The sequence below is a fragment of the Micromonospora sp. NPDC004551 genome (assembly GCF_040609975.1).
Taxonomy (GTDB): domain Bacteria; phylum Actinomycetota; class Actinomycetes; order Mycobacteriales; family Micromonosporaceae; genus Micromonospora.
The window spans coordinates 171,945-186,413 of record NZ_JBEXLM010000001.1 but is presented as its reverse complement, the minus strand read 5'-3'; the positions used below and the strand labels follow the sequence as shown (position 1 = coordinate 186,413).

Sequence of the window (14,469 nt, the reverse complement as noted above, 5' to 3'; positions counted from 1 at the left end):
TGAGGGCGGTCTTGAAGAAATGCGACACGAACCGCGACGGGACAGCCGGGGCATCCTCGACCCCGGCCGGCTCCGGCGGCGGGTCCACTTCCGGCGCCGGCTGCCCGCGCCGGCGCTGCGCCCCTGGGTCGAGCACTACTGGCTGATCGACTGGGCGCTGACCGACCCGTTCGACCAGCGGGTCGTCCCGCACCCGGCGGTCAACGCGGTGTTCCAGGCGCAGGAGGGCGAGGCGGAGCAGGGCCTGATCGCCGGCGTGGACACCGGCCTGTTCACGAAGACCCTGCACGGCACCGGTCGGGTCACCGGCGTGCAGTTCCGCCCGGGCGGCTTCCGCCCCTTCTGGCACCGCCCGGTCGCCGAGCTGACCGGGCGGCAGCTCCCGCTGCCCGCCGGGCCGTCACCGGCCGGCGGGCCGTTCGCGGCCGGGCCGGTCTGCCCCGGATCGGACGAGGAGCGGTGCCGCCGGCTCGACGACCTGCTCACCGCCTGGGAGCCGGTGCCGGACCCGTTCACCGCCGAGGCCACGGCCCTGGTCGAGGAGATCCGCACCGACCGGAGCGTCCTGCGCGTCGACGACTTCGCCCGGCGGCACGGGACCTCCACGCGGCGCCTCCAGCGGCTGTTCCTCGACCATGTGGGCGTCGGCCCGAAGTGGGTCATCCGTCGCTACCGGCTCCAGGAGGCCATCGAGCAGGCCGCCGCCGGGCCGCTGGACTGGTCGCGGGTCGCCGCCGACCTGGGGTACGCCGACCAGGCCCACCTGGTGCGCGAGTTCACCGCGGTGGCCGGGGTGTCGCCGGCCGCGTACGCCCGCTCGCTAGCGGCCTCGCGCGGCGGGTGACTCCCGGGGCTCAGCGGCGGCGGACGGCGACCACCGCGACGTCGTCGTGGATCTCCGGTGGCGCCAGCTCGATGAGCAGCCGCTGGCAGAACTGGTCGAGGTCGTCGTCGACCCGGGTGGCGACCGCGCCGAGCGCCGCCATGCCCTCGTCGATGGTCGCGTCCCGCCGCTCGATCAACCCGTCGGTGTAGAGGACCATCGTGGCCCCGGCCGGCAGCACGAACTCCAGGTCCGGCGGGCGCGGCGCGCGCACACCGAGCAGCGGCGCCGACTGCTGCACGAACTCGATCCGCCCGTCGTTGCTGATCAGGGCCGGCAGGTGCCCGGCGCTGGCCAGCCGGATCAGCCCGCTGCCCGGATCGAGGAGCAGCAGGCAGATGGTGGCCAGCTCGGTCGGCAGCAGGGTGCGCATCAGCTCGTTGACCCGGTCCAGGATCACCCCCGGCGGATGCCCCTCGACCGCGTACGCCCGCACCGCGTGCCGCAGCTCCGCCATCACGGTGGCGGCGTGCAGGGAGTGCCCGGCCACGTCGCCGATCGCCACCAGCAGGTGCCCGTCGAGCATCACGAGCTCGTAGAAGTCGCCGCCCACCTCGGTCTGGGCGCTCGCCGGCTCATAGCGGACGGCTAGGTCGAGGCCGGCGATCTCGGGCAGCCGGCGGGGCAGCAGGCTGCGCTGGAGGGTCACCGCGATGCGGTGCTCCTGGTCGAAGGAGCGCTGCGCCTCGACCGCCGACGCGACGGCCTGGGCGAGCTGCACCAGCACCGGGGTCCGTACGGTCTGGGTGGCGGTCGGCACCACCACGTAGAGCGGGGCCCGGTCCTCCCGGAGCCGGGCGGCGGCCACGGTCAGCGTGTCGTCGGCGGGCCAGGCGGTCAGGTCCCAGGCGGCGGGTTCGTCGATCCGGACCCGGGTGCCGAGCGGCAGCCCGGTGTCGTCCACCGTCCACGGCACGATCACCGGCGCCGTCTCCGGCCCGGCGGCCACCCCGGCCAGGCAGTCCCCGTCGAACGTCTCCGCGACCACGGCCGCCGGGCTCCTGAAGATCCGCGCCGCGCCGCTCGCCGCCGCCTCCAGCAGCCGGACGAAGTTCGACGCCGCGTGCATCTGCACGGTGGCGTCGGCGAGGGCGGTCAGCCGCTCGGCGAGCAGCTCGGCCCGCTGCCGGGCCTGGTAGTAGCGGAGCACCGCGTGCGCGGTGGCGACCAGTTCCTCCGGCTCGATCGGCTCGGCCAGGTACGCGTCGGCGCCCCGGGTCAGCCCTTGCGCCCGGTCCACCACGTCCACGGCGTGCGCCGAGACGTGGATGACCGGTGTCGACGGGCGGAAGTCCTTGATCAGCTCGCAGACCTCGAAGCCGCTCATGTCCGGCAGCCGGACGTCGAGCACCACGAGGTCGACCTTGTCCTTGCGCACCCGGTCCAGCGCCTCGGCGCCGTTCTGCGCCTCCAGAGTGACGAAGCCCGCCCGGGTCAGCCAGCTCACCAGCAGGTACCGCTTCGGACTGCTGTCGTCGACCACCAGTACGGTCGCCGTCCCGCCCTCCACCGTCAGGCTCCGCCCACGGGAAGGACCACGGTGAACGTGCTGCCCCGGCCCGGCTCGCTGACCAGCTCCAGGGTGCCGCCGAGCAGGGTGACCAGGCGCCGCGCGTACGGCAGGCCGAGGCCGGTGCCGCCGACCCGGGTGGTGCCCGGCACCTGGTAGAACTCCTCGAAGATCCGCTCGTGCAGCTCCGCCGGGATGCCCGCGCCGGTGTCAGTGACCAACAGCGACCAGAGGTCGCCTCGTTGTTCCGCCCGCAGCCGCACCTCACCCCGCTCGGTGAACTTCAGCCCGTTGTGCAGGAGATTGCGCAGCACCTGGGCGAGCAGCACCTCGTCCGAGCGGACCGTCGCCGGGGCCGGCGGCTCCTCCACCACCAGGTCCACCCCCGGCCGGGTGGCCAGCGCCCGCAGCGTGCCGCGAAGCTGCCCGAAGAGCCCGCGCAGGTCCACTTCGGCCCAGTTCGGCTCGAGCCGGCCGGACTCGGCCTTGGCCAGGTCGAGCAGCTCGTTGACCAGTCCGAGCAGGTCGGCCGCGGACGACCGGATCAGCCCCACCTGCCGGGCCTGCTCGCTGGTGAGCGGGTCGGAGGCGGAGTCGGCGAGCAGGCGGGCCAGCCCGATGATCGCGGTCACCGGGGCGCGCAGCTCGTGGCTCACGTTGGCCAGGAACCGGCTCTTCGACTCGCTGGCGGCGCGGAGCTGGGCGGACTTCTCGTCCAGCTCGGCGTAGAGCGCCACCACGCCGCGGTTGGTCTCCTCCAGCTCCTCGGTGAGCTGGTTGTAGAGCGCCATCACGCCCCGGTTGGTCTCCTGGAGCTCGGAGTTGAGCACCTCCAGCTCGTCGCGTTGGCTGCGCACCTCGTCGAGGGCGGCGATGAGCTGGGCGTTCTGCGCGGCCAACTCGTCCAGCTCGGTGCCCGGAGCGCTGCTGGCCAGCTCGGTCCGGAGCTGGGCGAGGCGCTCCGGTGTCAGTGGCGGCGCCGGTGCCGGGACTCGTCGGGACATCCTCACGACGGTATCGCCCCCGTCGGTCACCACGCCCAGCATGTCCACCAGTCGCGCCACCGCGCCGGACTGCGGCTCGTAGCGGCCGTCGGGCAGCGGGCGGACCGGGGCCAGGTCGACCCGGAGCACCCGCTGGCCGGTATGGGCGTCGGCGACGACCGCGAAGGTGACGTCCGCGCCGTCGACACCGCGCAGCAGATCCCGGGCCACCTCGCTGAGCGCGGTGGCCAGGCGTACCTGGTCCTGGTGCTCCAGCCCGACCGCGGCGGCCACCTCCCGGCCGCGCTGCCGGACCAGGAAGATGTCCTGCTCCACCCGGAGCGCCATCTGCAGCAGCGGGTCCGGGGCGGACGGGCCGGTCACGGCTCCGCCCGGGCGACCAAAACGCAGGCGTCGTCGCGGCGGACGCCGGCGTCGCGGAGCAGGACGGCGGCGGCCAGCAGCGGCGCGCGGCCGGTCAGGCCGGGATAGTCGGCCAGGTCCCAGCGGTCCACCACGCCGTCGCTGTGCATGACCAGGGTCGCCCCGGACGGGAACGGGTAGTCGTACTCCCGCACCGAGGGGCGCTGGTGTCCGGCGATGCCGGGCAGCGAGACAAGGCCCCGCCGCCGCTCGCCCGCGGCCACGATCATGGCTGCGATGTTGCCCAGCCCGGCGTACCGCAGCAAGCCCGACACGGGATCGGGTTCGGCCACCGCCAGCGCGGCGCCGCGGGTGTGCGCGATGGCCCGGTGCAGGTGCTGCACCACGGTGGCCGGCGGCCCGGCCGGCGCGGCCCGGAACGCGGCCAGCGCGGCGCCGGTGGCGGCGGCGGCCAGCGGGCCGTGCCCGAGGCCGTCGCAGACCAGCACCTGCCGCCGGCCGTCGGCCACCCGCACCGCGTACCCGTCGCCGGTGACCTGCTCGCCCGTGATCGGCCGGGCCAGCGCACCGGCCCAGTCCGGCTCGGGGGCCGGGCCGTCCCAGACCTGGACGGTCAGCACCGTGCCCCGGCCGGGCGTGGAGTAGCCGTCGAACCGGCTCGCCTGCCGGGCGATGGCGCCGAGGCCGATGCCGAGCGTGCCGGTGGTGGAGTGCCCGTCCGCCGAGGAGAGCGCGAGGTCGGCCATGCCGGGCCCGGAGTCGATGGCCACCAGCTCCACCCCGGCCCGCCCGCCCCGGCGAACCGGGCGGAGCAGCAGGGTGCCCTCCTGGGCGTGCTTCACCAGGTTGCTGGTGATCTCGGCGGTGACGATGGCCAGGTCGGCGACGCGCGGCTCGCTGAGTTCCACCTGCCGGCCGAGCCTCTCGGCGGCCCGCCGCACGCTGCTCGCCGTGGCGCCGCTCTCCACCCGGAACCAGAGACCGTGGTCGGCGACCACGTCGGCGTTCATCGGGACCACTTGGTGATGGTGATCCGGGTGCCCTCTCCCACGGCGGTCCAGATGTCGAAGTCGTCCACGAGCCGCCGGGCGCCGCTGAGCCCCAGGCCCAGTCCGCCGCCGGTGGTGAAGCCGTCGGTGAAGGCCTGGTCGAGATCGGGGATACCCGGCCCCTGGTCGGCGAAGACGATGCGAACCCCGCGCCGCCGGCCGTCCTCGACGGTGGCCACCTCGGCGGAGCCCCCGCCGCCGTAGATCAGCGTGTTGCGGGCCAGCTCGCTGGCGGCGGTGACCAGCTTGGTCTGGTCGACCAGCGAGAGCTTGACCGCGACGGCGGTGGTGCGCACCAGCTGCCGGACCCGGACCACGTCCTCGTCGCTGCTGATCGCCTGGGTCGCCGGGACCCCCAGGTCGACGCCGGTGGTCATGACGTCGCCGTCGTCTCGGCGTTCTCGTCGAGGTCCGCCTCGTCCCACTCGTCAATCCGGCTCGCCGCGATCAGCTCCATGCCGCGCTCGACGTTCAGCGCGGTGCGGATTCCGTTGAGCGACAGCCCCAGCTCGACCAGGGTGATGGCGACGGCGGGACGCATACCGACCACCACCGTCTCGGCGTCCAGCACCTTGGAGATGGACGCGATGGTGGAGAGCATCCGGCCGACGAAGGAGTCGACGATGTCCAGCGCCGTGATGTCGATGATCACGCCGTGGCAGCCGGTGGCGACGATCCGCTCGGCGAGGTCCTCCTGGAGCTGGATCGCCGTCTGGTCGGACATGTCGACCTGGATGGAGACCAGCAGGATGTCGCCGATCTTGAGGATCGGCACCCGCTCCATCAGGACTCCCGGCGTGCGCGGCGGGAGGTCGTCTCGACGCCGGTCAGGCGTAGCACGTGGCGCAACGCGTCGGCCAGGCTCGCCTTGGTGGCGATGTCGCCGAACTCGATGCCGAGGGCGACGATCGTCTGCGCGATCTGCGGCCGGATGCCGGAGATGATGCAGTCGGCGCCCATCAGCCGGGCGGCCACCACGGTCTTGAGGATGTGCTGGGCGACCTGGGTGTCCACGGCCGGCACACCGGTGATGTCGATGATCGCGTACGGCGAGCCGGTGTCGACCAGGGTCTGGAGCAGCCGCTCCATCACCACCTGGGCGCGGGCCGAGTCCAGGGTGCCGACCAGCGGGACGGCGACCACGCCCTCCCAGAGCTTGACCACCGGCGTGGAGAGCTCCAGCAGCTGCTCCGCCTGGTCGGCGATCAGGCCCTCGCGGGCCCGCACGAAGGTCTCGAAGGTGAACAGCCCCATCTGGTCGACCAGGGCGGAGAAGGCGACGAAGTCGCGGAGGGTGCCCGCGTCCTGGTCCTCCTCCATGAGCTCCAGCAGCGCGTCCTTGAACGCGAACACGCTGATCGCGGTCTCGGTGGCGCTGAAGCCCTGCCGCGCCCGGCTGGTGGAGAGCTCGGCCAGCACGGCCCGCAGCTCGCCGCCGTGCTGGTCGGCCAGGTCGGTGAGACCCTGCCCGGCGGCATCGACCATGCTCCGGTGCAGCTCCCCCGCCTGGCGGGACAGTTCCGCCTGGCTGAGCCGGCCGCGCAGCGAGCTGGCCACGATCTCCGTCCAGCGCGTGGTCAGCCGGTCGGCGTGCTCGGTCAGCAGGCGGGCGAGCCGACCACTCTGTTCGGCGCTCAACGCCATGGTGACCTCCCTGAACTCTGGACGGGCCGGACTCTATCACCGGCAACTACGGGAATACTTGCCACGAAGCAAAGGAATGATCGACGGCACCCTTCTCCGCTCCCGTTCTGCACGCTGCCAGGTTCGTGGGATACCGTTCCACCGAACACAGGAGGTCTACGAATGTCCCTGACGGTGCACACGGAACAGCGCGGCGACGTGGTCGTCGTGTCGGTCGCGGGCGAGCTGGACATGGCGACGGCACCGCAGCTCCAGGACCAGATCACGGACCTGCTGGACAAGGGGCGCAACCGCCTCGTCTTCGACCTGGCCGAGGTGTCGTTCTGCGACTCCACCGGGCTGTCGGTGTTCGTGCGCGCCAAGAACAGCTGCGACGAGGCCGGCGGCGTGGTCCGGCTGGCCGCCCCGCAGCGCGGTGTGCTCCGCATCCTCGAGGTCAGCGGCCTGGTCGAGGTGCTGCACACCTACCCGACGGTGGAGCAGGCCGTGGCGGGCGACCCCACGCCGGCCTCCTCCTGACCGCATCCCCTCAGCGCTCGTCCTCGATGTGCCGGGGACGGGCGATCACCAGGCCCGCCGCCGTCTGCACGGCGAGCGCCACCACCAGGAAGCCGATCGGCGCGGTCCAGCCCCCGGTGGCCTCGTAGAGGATGCCGACCAGCAGCGGGCCGAGCGCGGCGATCACGTAACCGGTGCTCTGCGCGAAGGCGGACAGCGCCACGGTCCCCTCGGCGGTCCGGGCGCGCAGCCCGATGGTGGTCAGGATCAGCGGGAACGCCCCCTGGCCGAGCGCCAGCAGCAGCACCCAGAGCGGCGCGAGGCCGTGCGGCGCGAGCGCCAGGCCCACGTACGCGGCCGTGGAGAAGGCGGTCAGCGACAGCACCAGCGGGCGCAGCGTGGGCAGCCGGCCGGCCAGCGTGGGCATCATGAGCGCCACCGGCACGCCGAGCGCGGTCACCCCGGCCAGCAGCAGCCCGGCGGCCTCCGGCGCGTAGCCGGCGTCCCGGAACAGCTGCGCCAGCCAGCCCATGATCGCGTACCCGCTGAGCGACTGCGCCCCGAAGTAGACCGCCATGGCCCAGCCGAGCCGGGTCCGCGCCGGCTGCACCCGCGCCGGCCGGGCGGCGGCCACCGCCGGGGTCGCCGTCCGCCGCGCGGCACGGGTCCGCAGCGCCAGCGGCACCCACGGGAGTACGGCCAGCGCGGCCAGCCCGGCCCAGGCGCCGAGCCCGGCCCGCCAGGAGCCGAAGGCGTGGGCGATCGGCACCGCCGAGGCGGCGGCCACCGTCGTGCCCACGGTCAGGGCCATCGTGTACGCCCCGGTGACCAACCCCGTCCGGTGCGGGAAGTGCTGTTTGACCAGCATCGGCAGCAGGATGTTCGCGACCGCGATGCCGGCCAGCGCGAGCGCGCTGGTGAGCACGAAGACCGCCGCGGAGCCGGTGACCACGCGGAGCACCTGCCCGACGGTCAGCGCGAGCATGGCCACGACCAGCACCCGGGCGGCGGGCCAGCGGCGGACCAGCCACGGGGTGAGCGCGCCGAGCCCCGCGAAGGCGATGGTGGGCAGCGTGGTGACCAGGCCCGCCATCGCGCCGGAGAGCCCCAGCCCGTCGCGGATCTCGTCGAGCAGGGCGCCCAGGCTGGTCACCGCGGCGCGCAGGTTGAGCGCGACCAGCAGCATGCCGACCAGGACCAGCAGGCCGCCGCGGGCCGGGACGGCCGGGGGCGCGGGGGCGGCGGCCGGGGCCGGCCCGGGGGTCACGTCGGTGGTGGGCGCGTCGGTGACGGGAGCCGCGGTCGGCGGGGGTGGCGGGGTCATGACCTCGAACCTACAATCATGGGATGAATTTCGGCAGGAGTTGTAACCGGTGACACCCGCCGTCGATTCCGTCGCCGTGCCGCCGCGCGGCCACCGGGTGCGCCAGACCATCGAGCAGCTCCGGACCCGGATCCTCGGCGGCGAGTGGCCGGTGGGCGCGAAGATCCCCACCGAGCCGCAGCTCGTCGCCGCGCTGGGCGTCGGGCGGAACACGGTCCGCGAGGCGGTCCGGGCGCTGGTGCACGCCGGGGTGCTGGAGTGCCGGCAGGGCTCCGGCACCTACGTGGTGTCGACCGACGAGCTGGCCCCGGTGGTGGCCCGCCGGCTCACCGACGACCGGATGGCCGAGGTCATCGAGGTCCGGCGCGCCTTCGAGGTGGAGGCGGCCCGGCTCGCCGCGCTGCGGCGTACCCCCGAGGACCTGGCGGCGCTCGACGGCGCGCTCGCCACCCGGGAGGCCGCCTGGCGCTCCGGCCGGGTCGGTGAGTTCGTGGAGGCGGACGCCGCACTGCACACCGCGGTCGTGGCCGCCGCCCACAACGGCATGCTGGCCGAGCTCTACGCCTCGGTCGGCGCCGCGCTGCGCAGCACCGTCGCGCAGGCGATGGGCGAGACCCTGGAGCCCGAGCGGTACGTGGACCACGGCCGCCTCGTCGAGGCGATCCGGGACCGTGACCCCGCCCGGGCGGCGATCGAGGCCGGTGCTTTCCTCGAGGCCCCCTCCGGGGCATAGGTTGTCCCGGACGGAGATTCGGACAGCACGGGAGTGCGGATGCTCAAGGGCTTCAAAGACTTCATCATGCGCGGCAACGTCGTCGACCTGGCGGTCGGTGTCGTCATCGGTGCCGCCTTCACCGGCGTGGTCACCCAGCTCACCAAGTCGTTCCTGGACCCGCTGATCCGGGTGTTCGTGCTGCTGATCACCGGCAGTGACAAGGGCCTGGCCGGCACGGCGCCCGAGTTCCGTGGCATCGCGTTCGACTGGATCGCCTTCGTCAACGCGGTGATCACCTTCCTGCTCACCGCGGCGGCGCTGTACTTCCTGGTCGTCTACCCGATGAACAAGCTCGCCGAGCGGCGCCGGCGCGGCGAGGAGCCGCCGCCGAAGGCCCCGAGCGAGGAGATCAAGCTGCTCACCGAGATCCGGGACGCGCTGCTCGCCGGCAACCACGCCACGCCGGGCCAGCGCGGCGCGCTCGACGACGTGCTCGGCCGCCGGCAGGAGCCCCCGGCCGCGCGCTGACCCCATAGCCGAACGGCCCCCGTGGGAATCCCGCGGGGGCCGACGTGCGTCGAACACATGTTCGATAGAGTCCCGGCATGGAGCAGCGCAGGCACTGGTGGAACGGGAAATGGGGGCGGCTGGCCCGGCGGGACGTCTTCCTCCGGGTCGACGGCGACCGCTGGCACGTCGAGCAGCGCGCCGGTGGCGCCGAGGGGGTCTCCCAGTTCTACGAGTACGCCAGCGTCGACGAGGCCGAGGAGACGGTCCGGGCCCTGCTGGACGGGCCGGACAGCTGGCGCGAGCTGTCCCCCCGCCCGCCGAGCGGCTGGGCCCCGCCCGTTTAGCGCCCGCGCCCCTCGGGAACCGCGCCTGTATGAGCCAGCAGCAGGACACCGTCTCCCGGGTCACCACCGGTATGCGGGTGGTCGACTCCACCGGCGTCGAGGTGGGCACCGTGGATCTCGTCCAGCGCGGCGACCCGGCCGCCGTGACCGTGCAGGCGCCCGCCCCGGTGGACCCGGGCAGCAGCCTGGACGAGCTGATCGGGTCGGCGGCCGCCGAGGAGCCGGACGTCCCGGCCGACCTGGCCGCCCGGCTGCTGCGCGAGGGCTACCTCAAGGTCTCCACCGAGCTGGCCCGCACGGGCGCCGTCTACGTGCTGGCCGACCGGATCGCGGCGGTCACCGAGGACGGCGTACGCCTCACCGTCCCGGCCGGCGAACTCCCCCCGGAGGAGTGATTTCCCGCTTACGGTGGGCGGCATGTGGATGGTGATCGGAGAGCAGGGCGGCACGCCGACCGACCCGGCGGCGCGGGCCGCCCAGTTCGCGCACATGGCCGAGGTGACCCGGCAGAGCCCGGGCTTCGTCCGGGGCTGGTGGGGCTCGGACGACGACGATCCCGACCTCACCCACGCGCTGGTCGTGCTCGACACGCTGGAGCACGCGCGGGCGCTCCGGCGGATGGTCGAGGAGAACGTCACGGGCATCCGCCTGCGGATCATGGAGATCGGCGTCGAGGCGGAAGGCACCTCCTGATCAGCCCACGCGGGCCGGGGCGGCCGGCTCCGGTGCCGGCTCGGCCGCCGGTGGCGTGCGCGGGTGCCGGCGGAACAGCAGCAGCATCAGCCAGCCGGCGACCAGCCCCCAGAACGCGCCGCCCACGCCGAGCAGGCTCACCCCGGAGGCGGTGACCACGAGCGTGACCACGGCGGCCTCCCGGGCGTCCGGCTCGGCGACCGCCGCCGCGACCGCGCCGGCCAGCGCGCCGAGCAGCGCGAGCCCGGCCACCGCCTCCACGAGGACCGGCGGGGAGAGCAGGACCAGGGCGGTCGCCACCCCGGCCCCCAGGCCCAGCAGCGCCAGGCCGATGCCGGCGGTGACCGAGGCGATCCAGCGCCGCTCCGGGTCGGGGTGGGCGTCCGGGCCGGCCGCCAACGCGGCGGTGATCGCGGCCAGGTTCACGGCGTGCCCGCCGGCCGGCGCGGCGAGCGCGGTGGCGAGACCGGTCACCCGCAGCGCGGAGCCCAGCGGGGCGCGGTAGCCGTAGCCGGCCAGCACGGCCGTCCCCGGCACGTTCTGCGCGGCCATCGTGACCAGGAAGAGCGGCAGCGCCAGCCCGACGACGGCGGGCAGGCTCCAGGCCGGCGCGGTCAGCACGACGGCCGGGGCGGCGTCGATCCGGGCCGGCCCGGAGGCGGTCAGCGCGATCGCCACCACCGCCACGGCGAGCGCGCCGGGCACCGCCCAGCGGCGGGCGAACCGGTGCAGCAGGAGCCAGGCGAGCACCACCGGCCCGGCCAGCCGGGGCACCTCGACCAGGGCCCGGACGGGCGCGGTGCAGAGCGGCAGCAGCACACCGGCGAGCATGGCGCTGGCGATCGGCGCGGGGATCGCGGCGACGGCCCGGCCGAGCGCGGGAACGAGCCCGGCCGCGACGATCAGCAGGCCGGCGAGCAGGAAGGCGCCGACGGCCGCCGGCCATCCGCCGGGCACCGGCCCGGTGGCCACGAGCAGCGCGGCGCCCGGGGTGGACCAGGCGATGGCCAGCGGCAGCCGGTGCCGCAGGCCGAGCCAGACCGCGCAGCAGCCGCTGGCGACGCAGAGGGCGAGCAGCCCGGAGGCGGCCTGCGCCTGGTGCGCGCCCACCGCGCGCAGGCCGGCGAGCACGACCGTGAACGAGCTGGCGAAACCGACCAGGGCGGTCACCACGCCGGCCAGGACGGGTTGCAGTCGACCGGCCATGCTCTCTCCCCCTTCACCGCCGTTCCGTTTACGGAACGGGCCGATGTAGCACGATAGCCCCATGGCAGCTGCCCCACCAGCCGGTGACCGGACCGCCGAAGCCGTCGGCCGGCGGATCCGCGCCCTCCGCGAGGAGCGGGGGATGTCCCTGTCCACGCTCGCCCGGCTGGCCGGCGTCGGTAAGGCCACCCTCTCCGGACTGGAGAACGGCACCCGCAACCCGACCCTGGAGACCCTGTACGCGATCACCGCCCAGCTCGCCGTGCCGCTCACCGCCGTGCTCTCCGGGCCGGCGGGGACACCGACCGTCCGCGGCGCCGCGGTGGGGGCCACCCTGCTGGAGGTCTTCAGCGACACCGACGCGACCTACGAGCTGTACCGGATGCGGGTCAGCCCCGGCCCGGCGCAGCTCTCCCCCGCGCACCAGGCCGGCGTCACCGAACACGTCACCGTCTTCTCCGGCGTGCTCCGCGCCGGCCCGGTCGACGCCCCGCTCACCGCCGGCCCGGGCGGATACCTCCGCTGGGTCTCCGACGTGCCGCACAGCTACGCCGCGGTGGGCGACGAGGAGGTCCGGGCGAGCCTGCTGCTGCGCTACCCGCGAATGCCCACAGTGGACTCATGATGCATACCCCGTGTGCAAGCCGATGACATTTCTTTCACCAGACCCTGCAGTGCGTAGAGACGCGGGCCGGGTGTTCTTGGCAAGCTTGTCCCCATGACGCTGATCCTCCGCTCGGCCATCCTGAACGACGTCGGCCTCGTCCGGACCAACAACGAGGACTCCGCCCTCGCCGGTGACCGCCTGGTGGCGGTGGCCGACGGCATGGGCGGCCTCCCCGCCGGCGAGGTGGCCAGCGAGATCGTCATCCGCATCCTGGACGAGCTGACCCCGCCGACCGTGCCGGACGAGGCCGCCGACGCGCTGCGCGCCGTGGTGAGCACCGCCAACCAGCGCATCCGCGCGGCCATCACGGTCGACCCGGCCCGCGACGGCATGGGCACCACGCTGACCGCGGGCCTGCTCGCCGGCGACACCCTGGTCCTCGCCCAGGTCGGCGACTCCCGCTGCTACCTCCTGCGGGACAACGAGCTGACCCAGCTCACCCGGGACGACACCTTCGTGCAGGCGCTGGTCGACCAGGGCGCGCTCTCCCCCGACCAGGCCCGCCACCACCCGCAGCGTTCGCTGGTCACCCGGGCGGTGCAGGGCTCGGACGCGCCGCCGGCCGTCGGGGTGCTCACCGTGTTCGCCGGCGACCGGCTGCTGCTGTGCAGCGACGGCCTCTCCGACTACGTGGAGGACGCGGCCATCGCCTCCGCGCTGGGCACCTACGGCGACCGGCAGCAGTGCGGCGAGCAACTGGTGAAGCTCGCCCACCAGGCCGGCGCGCCGGACAACGTCACCGTGGTGGTCTCCGACGTCACCGAGGCCTGAGCCCGTCCAATTCGGGTTGCGCCACCCGGTGGGTCACGTTGGGATGAACGGATGCGCATTCGCCGGTTGGCCGCCGAGGAACGTCTGACCACCAGCTTCCCGCTCCAGGCGTACGCCTTCGAGACATCGCCGATGGCCGCGTCACGGACCGAGGAGTTCCGCGAGTACCTGCCGTACAACGCGGGCAACCGGACGCTGGTGGTCGAGGAGGAGGGGGTCGCCACGGCCGCCGTCTCGGCGGTTCCGATGCGGCAGAACCTGCGCGGGGCCGTGCTGCCGATGGCCGGCGTCGCCGGGGTGGCCACCCATCCGCTGGCCCGCCGGCGCGGGCACGTGCGCGCGCTGCTGGACCGGCTCCTCGACGAGATGCGCGACGAGGGGCACCTGCTGACGGCGCTCTACCCGTTCCGCGCCTCGTTCTACGAGCGCTTCGGCTACGTCGGGCTGCCCCGCCGGCGTACCGCGGTCTTCTCCCCCGCGGACCTGGCGCCGCTGCTCCGGGCCGAGCTGCCCGGCGAGGTGGTGTGGGAGCGGGTCGGCGCCGGCTACGAGCGGTGGCGGGCGTACACCGAGCGTTGCCTGCGCGAGCGGCACGGCTTCGCGATCTTCCCGGACTTCCGCGCGGTCGGGCTCCGCGACCGGGACGACCGCTGGCTGCTCACCGCCGTCCGGGACGGCGAGACCGTCGGCGCGGTCACCTACCGGATCGACGACCACGGCGGCACGCTGCTCGCCGACGACCTGCTGGCCGGCGACCCGTACGCCCGGGCGTCGCTGCTCCAGTTCTTCGCCCGCCACGTCGACCAGGTGGAGCGGATCAGCGTCGAGCTGCCCGCCGACGAGCTGCCCGAGCTGTGGCTCACCGACCTCGCCGTCCACGTGGAGGCGCGGGTGTCCCGGCCCGGCTCGCCGGCACCGATGGCCCGGCTGCTCAGCCTGGACGCGCTCGCCGGGCGGCCCGTCGGGACCGGCCGGGTCACCGTCGACCTGGTGGGCGACCGCTGGCTCGCCGGCAGTCACCTGCTCGACGGCGCCACCGGCACGCTGGAGGTGCTGCCGGCGGACAGCGCCGCCGCGGCCACCGTGCCGGCCGCGCGGCTCACTGCCGCCGGGCTCTCCGCCCTGGCGTACGGGGTGCTCGACCCGGCCGAGGTGGCGGTGCGCGGGCTCGGCGAGGTGCCGGTCGACGCGACCGCCGAGCTGCGCCGGATCTTCCCGCGGGAGCTGCCGTACCTGTTCGCCGACTTCTGAGCCCGTTTCCGATCTCCGCGCGAGGGTAGGGTCCTGC

Annotated in this window: 18 protein-coding genes; 10 read left to right on the top strand and 8 right to left on the bottom strand. The window is 74.4% G+C overall.

Annotation, left to right across the window (positions count from 1 at the left end; translation table 11 throughout):
- The first annotated feature begins 19 nt into the window (after positions 1-19).
- Positions 20-844: an AraC family transcriptional regulator gene (locus tag ABZW14_RS00975; protein WP_355337731.1), complete on the top strand. Its 825-nt coding sequence runs from the start codon at positions 20-22 to the stop codon at positions 842-844.
- A gap of 10 nt (positions 845-854) precedes the next feature.
- Here ABZW14_RS00975 and ABZW14_RS00970 read toward each other — a convergent pair whose 3' ends face one another.
- Genes ABZW14_RS00970 through ABZW14_RS00945 form a run of 6 tightly spaced genes read right to left on the bottom strand, consistent with a single transcriptional unit; the run spans position 855 to position 6,453 of the window.
- On the bottom strand, positions 855-2,393 hold the full coding sequence (locus tag ABZW14_RS00970) for a SpoIIE family protein phosphatase (RefSeq protein ID WP_355337728.1): 1,539 nt from the start codon (positions 2,391-2,393) through the stop codon (positions 855-857).
- 2 nt (positions 2,394-2,395) lie between these two features.
- Positions 2,396-3,724 carry a sensor histidine kinase gene (locus ABZW14_RS00965; protein ID WP_355339339.1) on the bottom strand — a complete coding sequence of 443 codons (1,329 nt, stop codon included), beginning with the start codon at positions 3,722-3,724 and terminating at the stop codon, positions 2,396-2,398.
- A 32-nt stretch (positions 3,725-3,756) separates the two neighbouring features.
- Positions 3,757-4,770 carry a SpoIIE family protein phosphatase gene (locus ABZW14_RS00960; RefSeq protein WP_355339336.1) on the bottom strand — a complete coding sequence of 338 codons (1,014 nt, stop codon included), beginning with the start codon at positions 4,768-4,770 and terminating at the stop codon, positions 3,757-3,759.
- A complete protein-coding gene (locus tag ABZW14_RS00955; protein ID WP_355337725.1) occupies positions 4,767-5,186 on the bottom strand; it encodes an ATP-binding protein in 420 nt (139 codons plus the stop codon). Before ABZW14_RS00955 ends, ABZW14_RS00960 begins: the two co-directional genes overlap by 4 nt.
- Positions 5,183-5,593: an STAS domain-containing protein gene (locus ABZW14_RS00950; protein ID WP_355337722.1), complete on the bottom strand. Its 411-nt coding sequence runs from the start codon at positions 5,591-5,593 to the stop codon at positions 5,183-5,185. Before ABZW14_RS00950 ends, ABZW14_RS00955 begins: the two co-directional genes overlap by 4 nt.
- Positions 5,593-6,453, bottom strand: coding sequence for an STAS domain-containing protein (locus tag ABZW14_RS00945; RefSeq protein ID WP_355337719.1), 861 nt, complete (start codon positions 6,451-6,453; stop codon positions 5,593-5,595). The genes ABZW14_RS00950 and ABZW14_RS00945 overlap by 1 nt, the downstream gene beginning before the upstream one ends.
- Positions 6,454-6,615: 162 nt before the next feature.
- Here ABZW14_RS00945 and ABZW14_RS00940 point away from each other — a divergent pair, with 162 nt between their 5' ends.
- Positions 6,616-6,972: an STAS domain-containing protein gene (locus tag ABZW14_RS00940; RefSeq protein ID WP_091315546.1), complete on the top strand. Its 357-nt coding sequence runs from the start codon at positions 6,616-6,618 to the stop codon at positions 6,970-6,972.
- Between the two features lie 10 nt (positions 6,973-6,982).
- On the opposite strand, the gene ABZW14_RS00935 is transcribed toward ABZW14_RS00940, so the two are convergent.
- A complete protein-coding gene (locus tag ABZW14_RS00935) occupies positions 6,983-8,137 on the bottom strand; it encodes an MFS transporter (RefSeq protein ID WP_355339333.1) in 1,155 nt (384 codons plus the stop codon).
- Between the two features lie 187 nt (positions 8,138-8,324).
- Between ABZW14_RS00935 and ABZW14_RS00930 the strand changes: the two genes are divergently transcribed.
- The 5 genes from ABZW14_RS00930 to ABZW14_RS00910 all read left to right on the top strand — a co-directional run bounded on the left by ABZW14_RS00930 (position 8,325) and on the right by ABZW14_RS00910 (position 10,537).
- Positions 8,325-9,008, top strand: coding sequence for a FadR/GntR family transcriptional regulator (locus ABZW14_RS00930; protein ID WP_355337715.1), 684 nt, complete (start codon positions 8,325-8,327; stop codon positions 9,006-9,008).
- A gap of 39 nt (positions 9,009-9,047) precedes the next feature.
- The gene (mscL, locus tag ABZW14_RS00925) at positions 9,048-9,518 is read left to right on the top strand and encodes a large conductance mechanosensitive channel protein MscL (RefSeq protein WP_355337712.1); all 471 of its coding nucleotides are present in this window, start codon (positions 9,048-9,050) and stop codon (positions 9,516-9,518) included.
- 77 nt (positions 9,519-9,595) lie between these two features.
- Complete coding sequence (locus ABZW14_RS00920; RefSeq protein WP_355337709.1) at positions 9,596-9,844, top strand: hypothetical protein; 249 nt, start codon at positions 9,596-9,598, stop codon at positions 9,842-9,844.
- Positions 9,845-9,873: 29 nt separating this feature from the next.
- Positions 9,874-10,239: a hypothetical protein gene (locus ABZW14_RS00915; RefSeq protein WP_355337706.1), complete on the top strand. Its 366-nt coding sequence runs from the start codon at positions 9,874-9,876 to the stop codon at positions 10,237-10,239.
- Positions 10,240-10,261: 22 nt separating this feature from the next.
- Complete coding sequence (locus ABZW14_RS00910; protein WP_355337703.1) at positions 10,262-10,537, top strand: hypothetical protein; 276 nt, start codon at positions 10,262-10,264, stop codon at positions 10,535-10,537.
- Here the strand turns inward: ABZW14_RS00910 and ABZW14_RS00905 are convergent, their stop codons facing one another.
- Positions 10,538-11,743 (bottom strand): benzoate/H(+) symporter BenE family transporter, encoded by a 1,206-nt coding sequence (locus ABZW14_RS00905; RefSeq protein ID WP_355337700.1) that lies wholly within the window; start codon positions 11,741-11,743, stop codon positions 10,538-10,540. It lies immediately after the preceding gene.
- Between the two features lie 61 nt (positions 11,744-11,804).
- On the opposite strand from ABZW14_RS00905, the gene ABZW14_RS00900 reads away from it, so the two are divergent.
- The 3 genes from ABZW14_RS00900 (at position 11,805) to ABZW14_RS00890 (ending at position 14,432) form a co-directional block, all read left to right on the top strand.
- Complete coding sequence (locus ABZW14_RS00900; protein ID WP_355337697.1) at positions 11,805-12,368, top strand: XRE family transcriptional regulator; 564 nt, start codon at positions 11,805-11,807, stop codon at positions 12,366-12,368.
- Between the two features lie 93 nt (positions 12,369-12,461).
- Positions 12,462-13,181 carry a protein phosphatase 2C domain-containing protein gene (locus tag ABZW14_RS00895; RefSeq protein WP_355337694.1) on the top strand — a complete coding sequence of 240 codons (720 nt, stop codon included), beginning with the start codon at positions 12,462-12,464 and terminating at the stop codon, positions 13,179-13,181.
- A gap of 51 nt (positions 13,182-13,232) precedes the next feature.
- Positions 13,233-14,432 carry a GNAT family N-acetyltransferase gene (locus tag ABZW14_RS00890; protein ID WP_355337691.1) on the top strand — a complete coding sequence of 400 codons (1,200 nt, stop codon included), beginning with the start codon at positions 13,233-13,235 and terminating at the stop codon, positions 14,430-14,432.
- Positions 14,433-14,469: the final 37 nt, after the last annotated feature.

Bases quoted from the DNA above. Each gene is read 5' to 3' on its own strand.
- ABZW14_RS00975 (WP_355337731.1), top strand. From the start codon at position 20: ATGCGACACGAACCGCGACGGGACAGCCGGGGCATCCTCGACCCCGGC.
- ABZW14_RS00945 (WP_355337719.1), bottom strand. From the start codon at position 6,453: ATGGCGTTGAGCGCCGAACAGAGTGGTCGGCTCGCCCGCCTGCTGACC.
- ABZW14_RS00920 (WP_355337709.1), top strand. From the start codon at position 9,596: ATGGAGCAGCGCAGGCACTGGTGGAACGGGAAATGGGGGCGGCTGGCC.
- ABZW14_RS00965 (WP_355339339.1), bottom strand. From the start codon at position 3,724: ATGGCGCTCCGGGTGGAGCAGGACATCTTCCTGGTCCGGCAGCGCGGC.
- ABZW14_RS00935 (WP_355339333.1), bottom strand. From the start codon at position 8,137: ATGCTGCTGGTCGCGCTCAACCTGCGCGCCGCGGTGACCAGCCTGGGC.
- ABZW14_RS00955 (WP_355337725.1), bottom strand. From the start codon at position 5,186: ATGACCACCGGCGTCGACCTGGGGGTCCCGGCGACCCAGGCGATCAGC.
- ABZW14_RS00910 (WP_355337703.1), top strand. From the start codon at position 10,262: ATGTGGATGGTGATCGGAGAGCAGGGCGGCACGCCGACCGACCCGGCG.
- ABZW14_RS00890 (WP_355337691.1), top strand. From the start codon at position 13,233: ATGCGCATTCGCCGGTTGGCCGCCGAGGAACGTCTGACCACCAGCTTC.
- ABZW14_RS00915 (WP_355337706.1), top strand. From the start codon at position 9,874: ATGAGCCAGCAGCAGGACACCGTCTCCCGGGTCACCACCGGTATGCGG.
- ABZW14_RS00950 (WP_355337722.1), bottom strand. From the start codon at position 5,593: ATGGAGCGGGTGCCGATCCTCAAGATCGGCGACATCCTGCTGGTCTCC.
- ABZW14_RS00940 (WP_091315546.1), top strand. From the start codon at position 6,616: ATGTCCCTGACGGTGCACACGGAACAGCGCGGCGACGTGGTCGTCGTG.
- mscL (WP_355337712.1), top strand. From the start codon at position 9,048: ATGCTCAAGGGCTTCAAAGACTTCATCATGCGCGGCAACGTCGTCGAC.
- ABZW14_RS00960 (WP_355339336.1), bottom strand. From the start codon at position 4,770: ATGAACGCCGACGTGGTCGCCGACCACGGTCTCTGGTTCCGGGTGGAG.
- ABZW14_RS00895 (WP_355337694.1), top strand. From the start codon at position 12,462: ATGACGCTGATCCTCCGCTCGGCCATCCTGAACGACGTCGGCCTCGTC.
- ABZW14_RS00905 (WP_355337700.1), bottom strand. From the start codon at position 11,743: ATGGCCGGTCGACTGCAACCCGTCCTGGCCGGCGTGGTGACCGCCCTG.
- ABZW14_RS00900 (WP_355337697.1), top strand. From the start codon at position 11,805: ATGGCAGCTGCCCCACCAGCCGGTGACCGGACCGCCGAAGCCGTCGGC.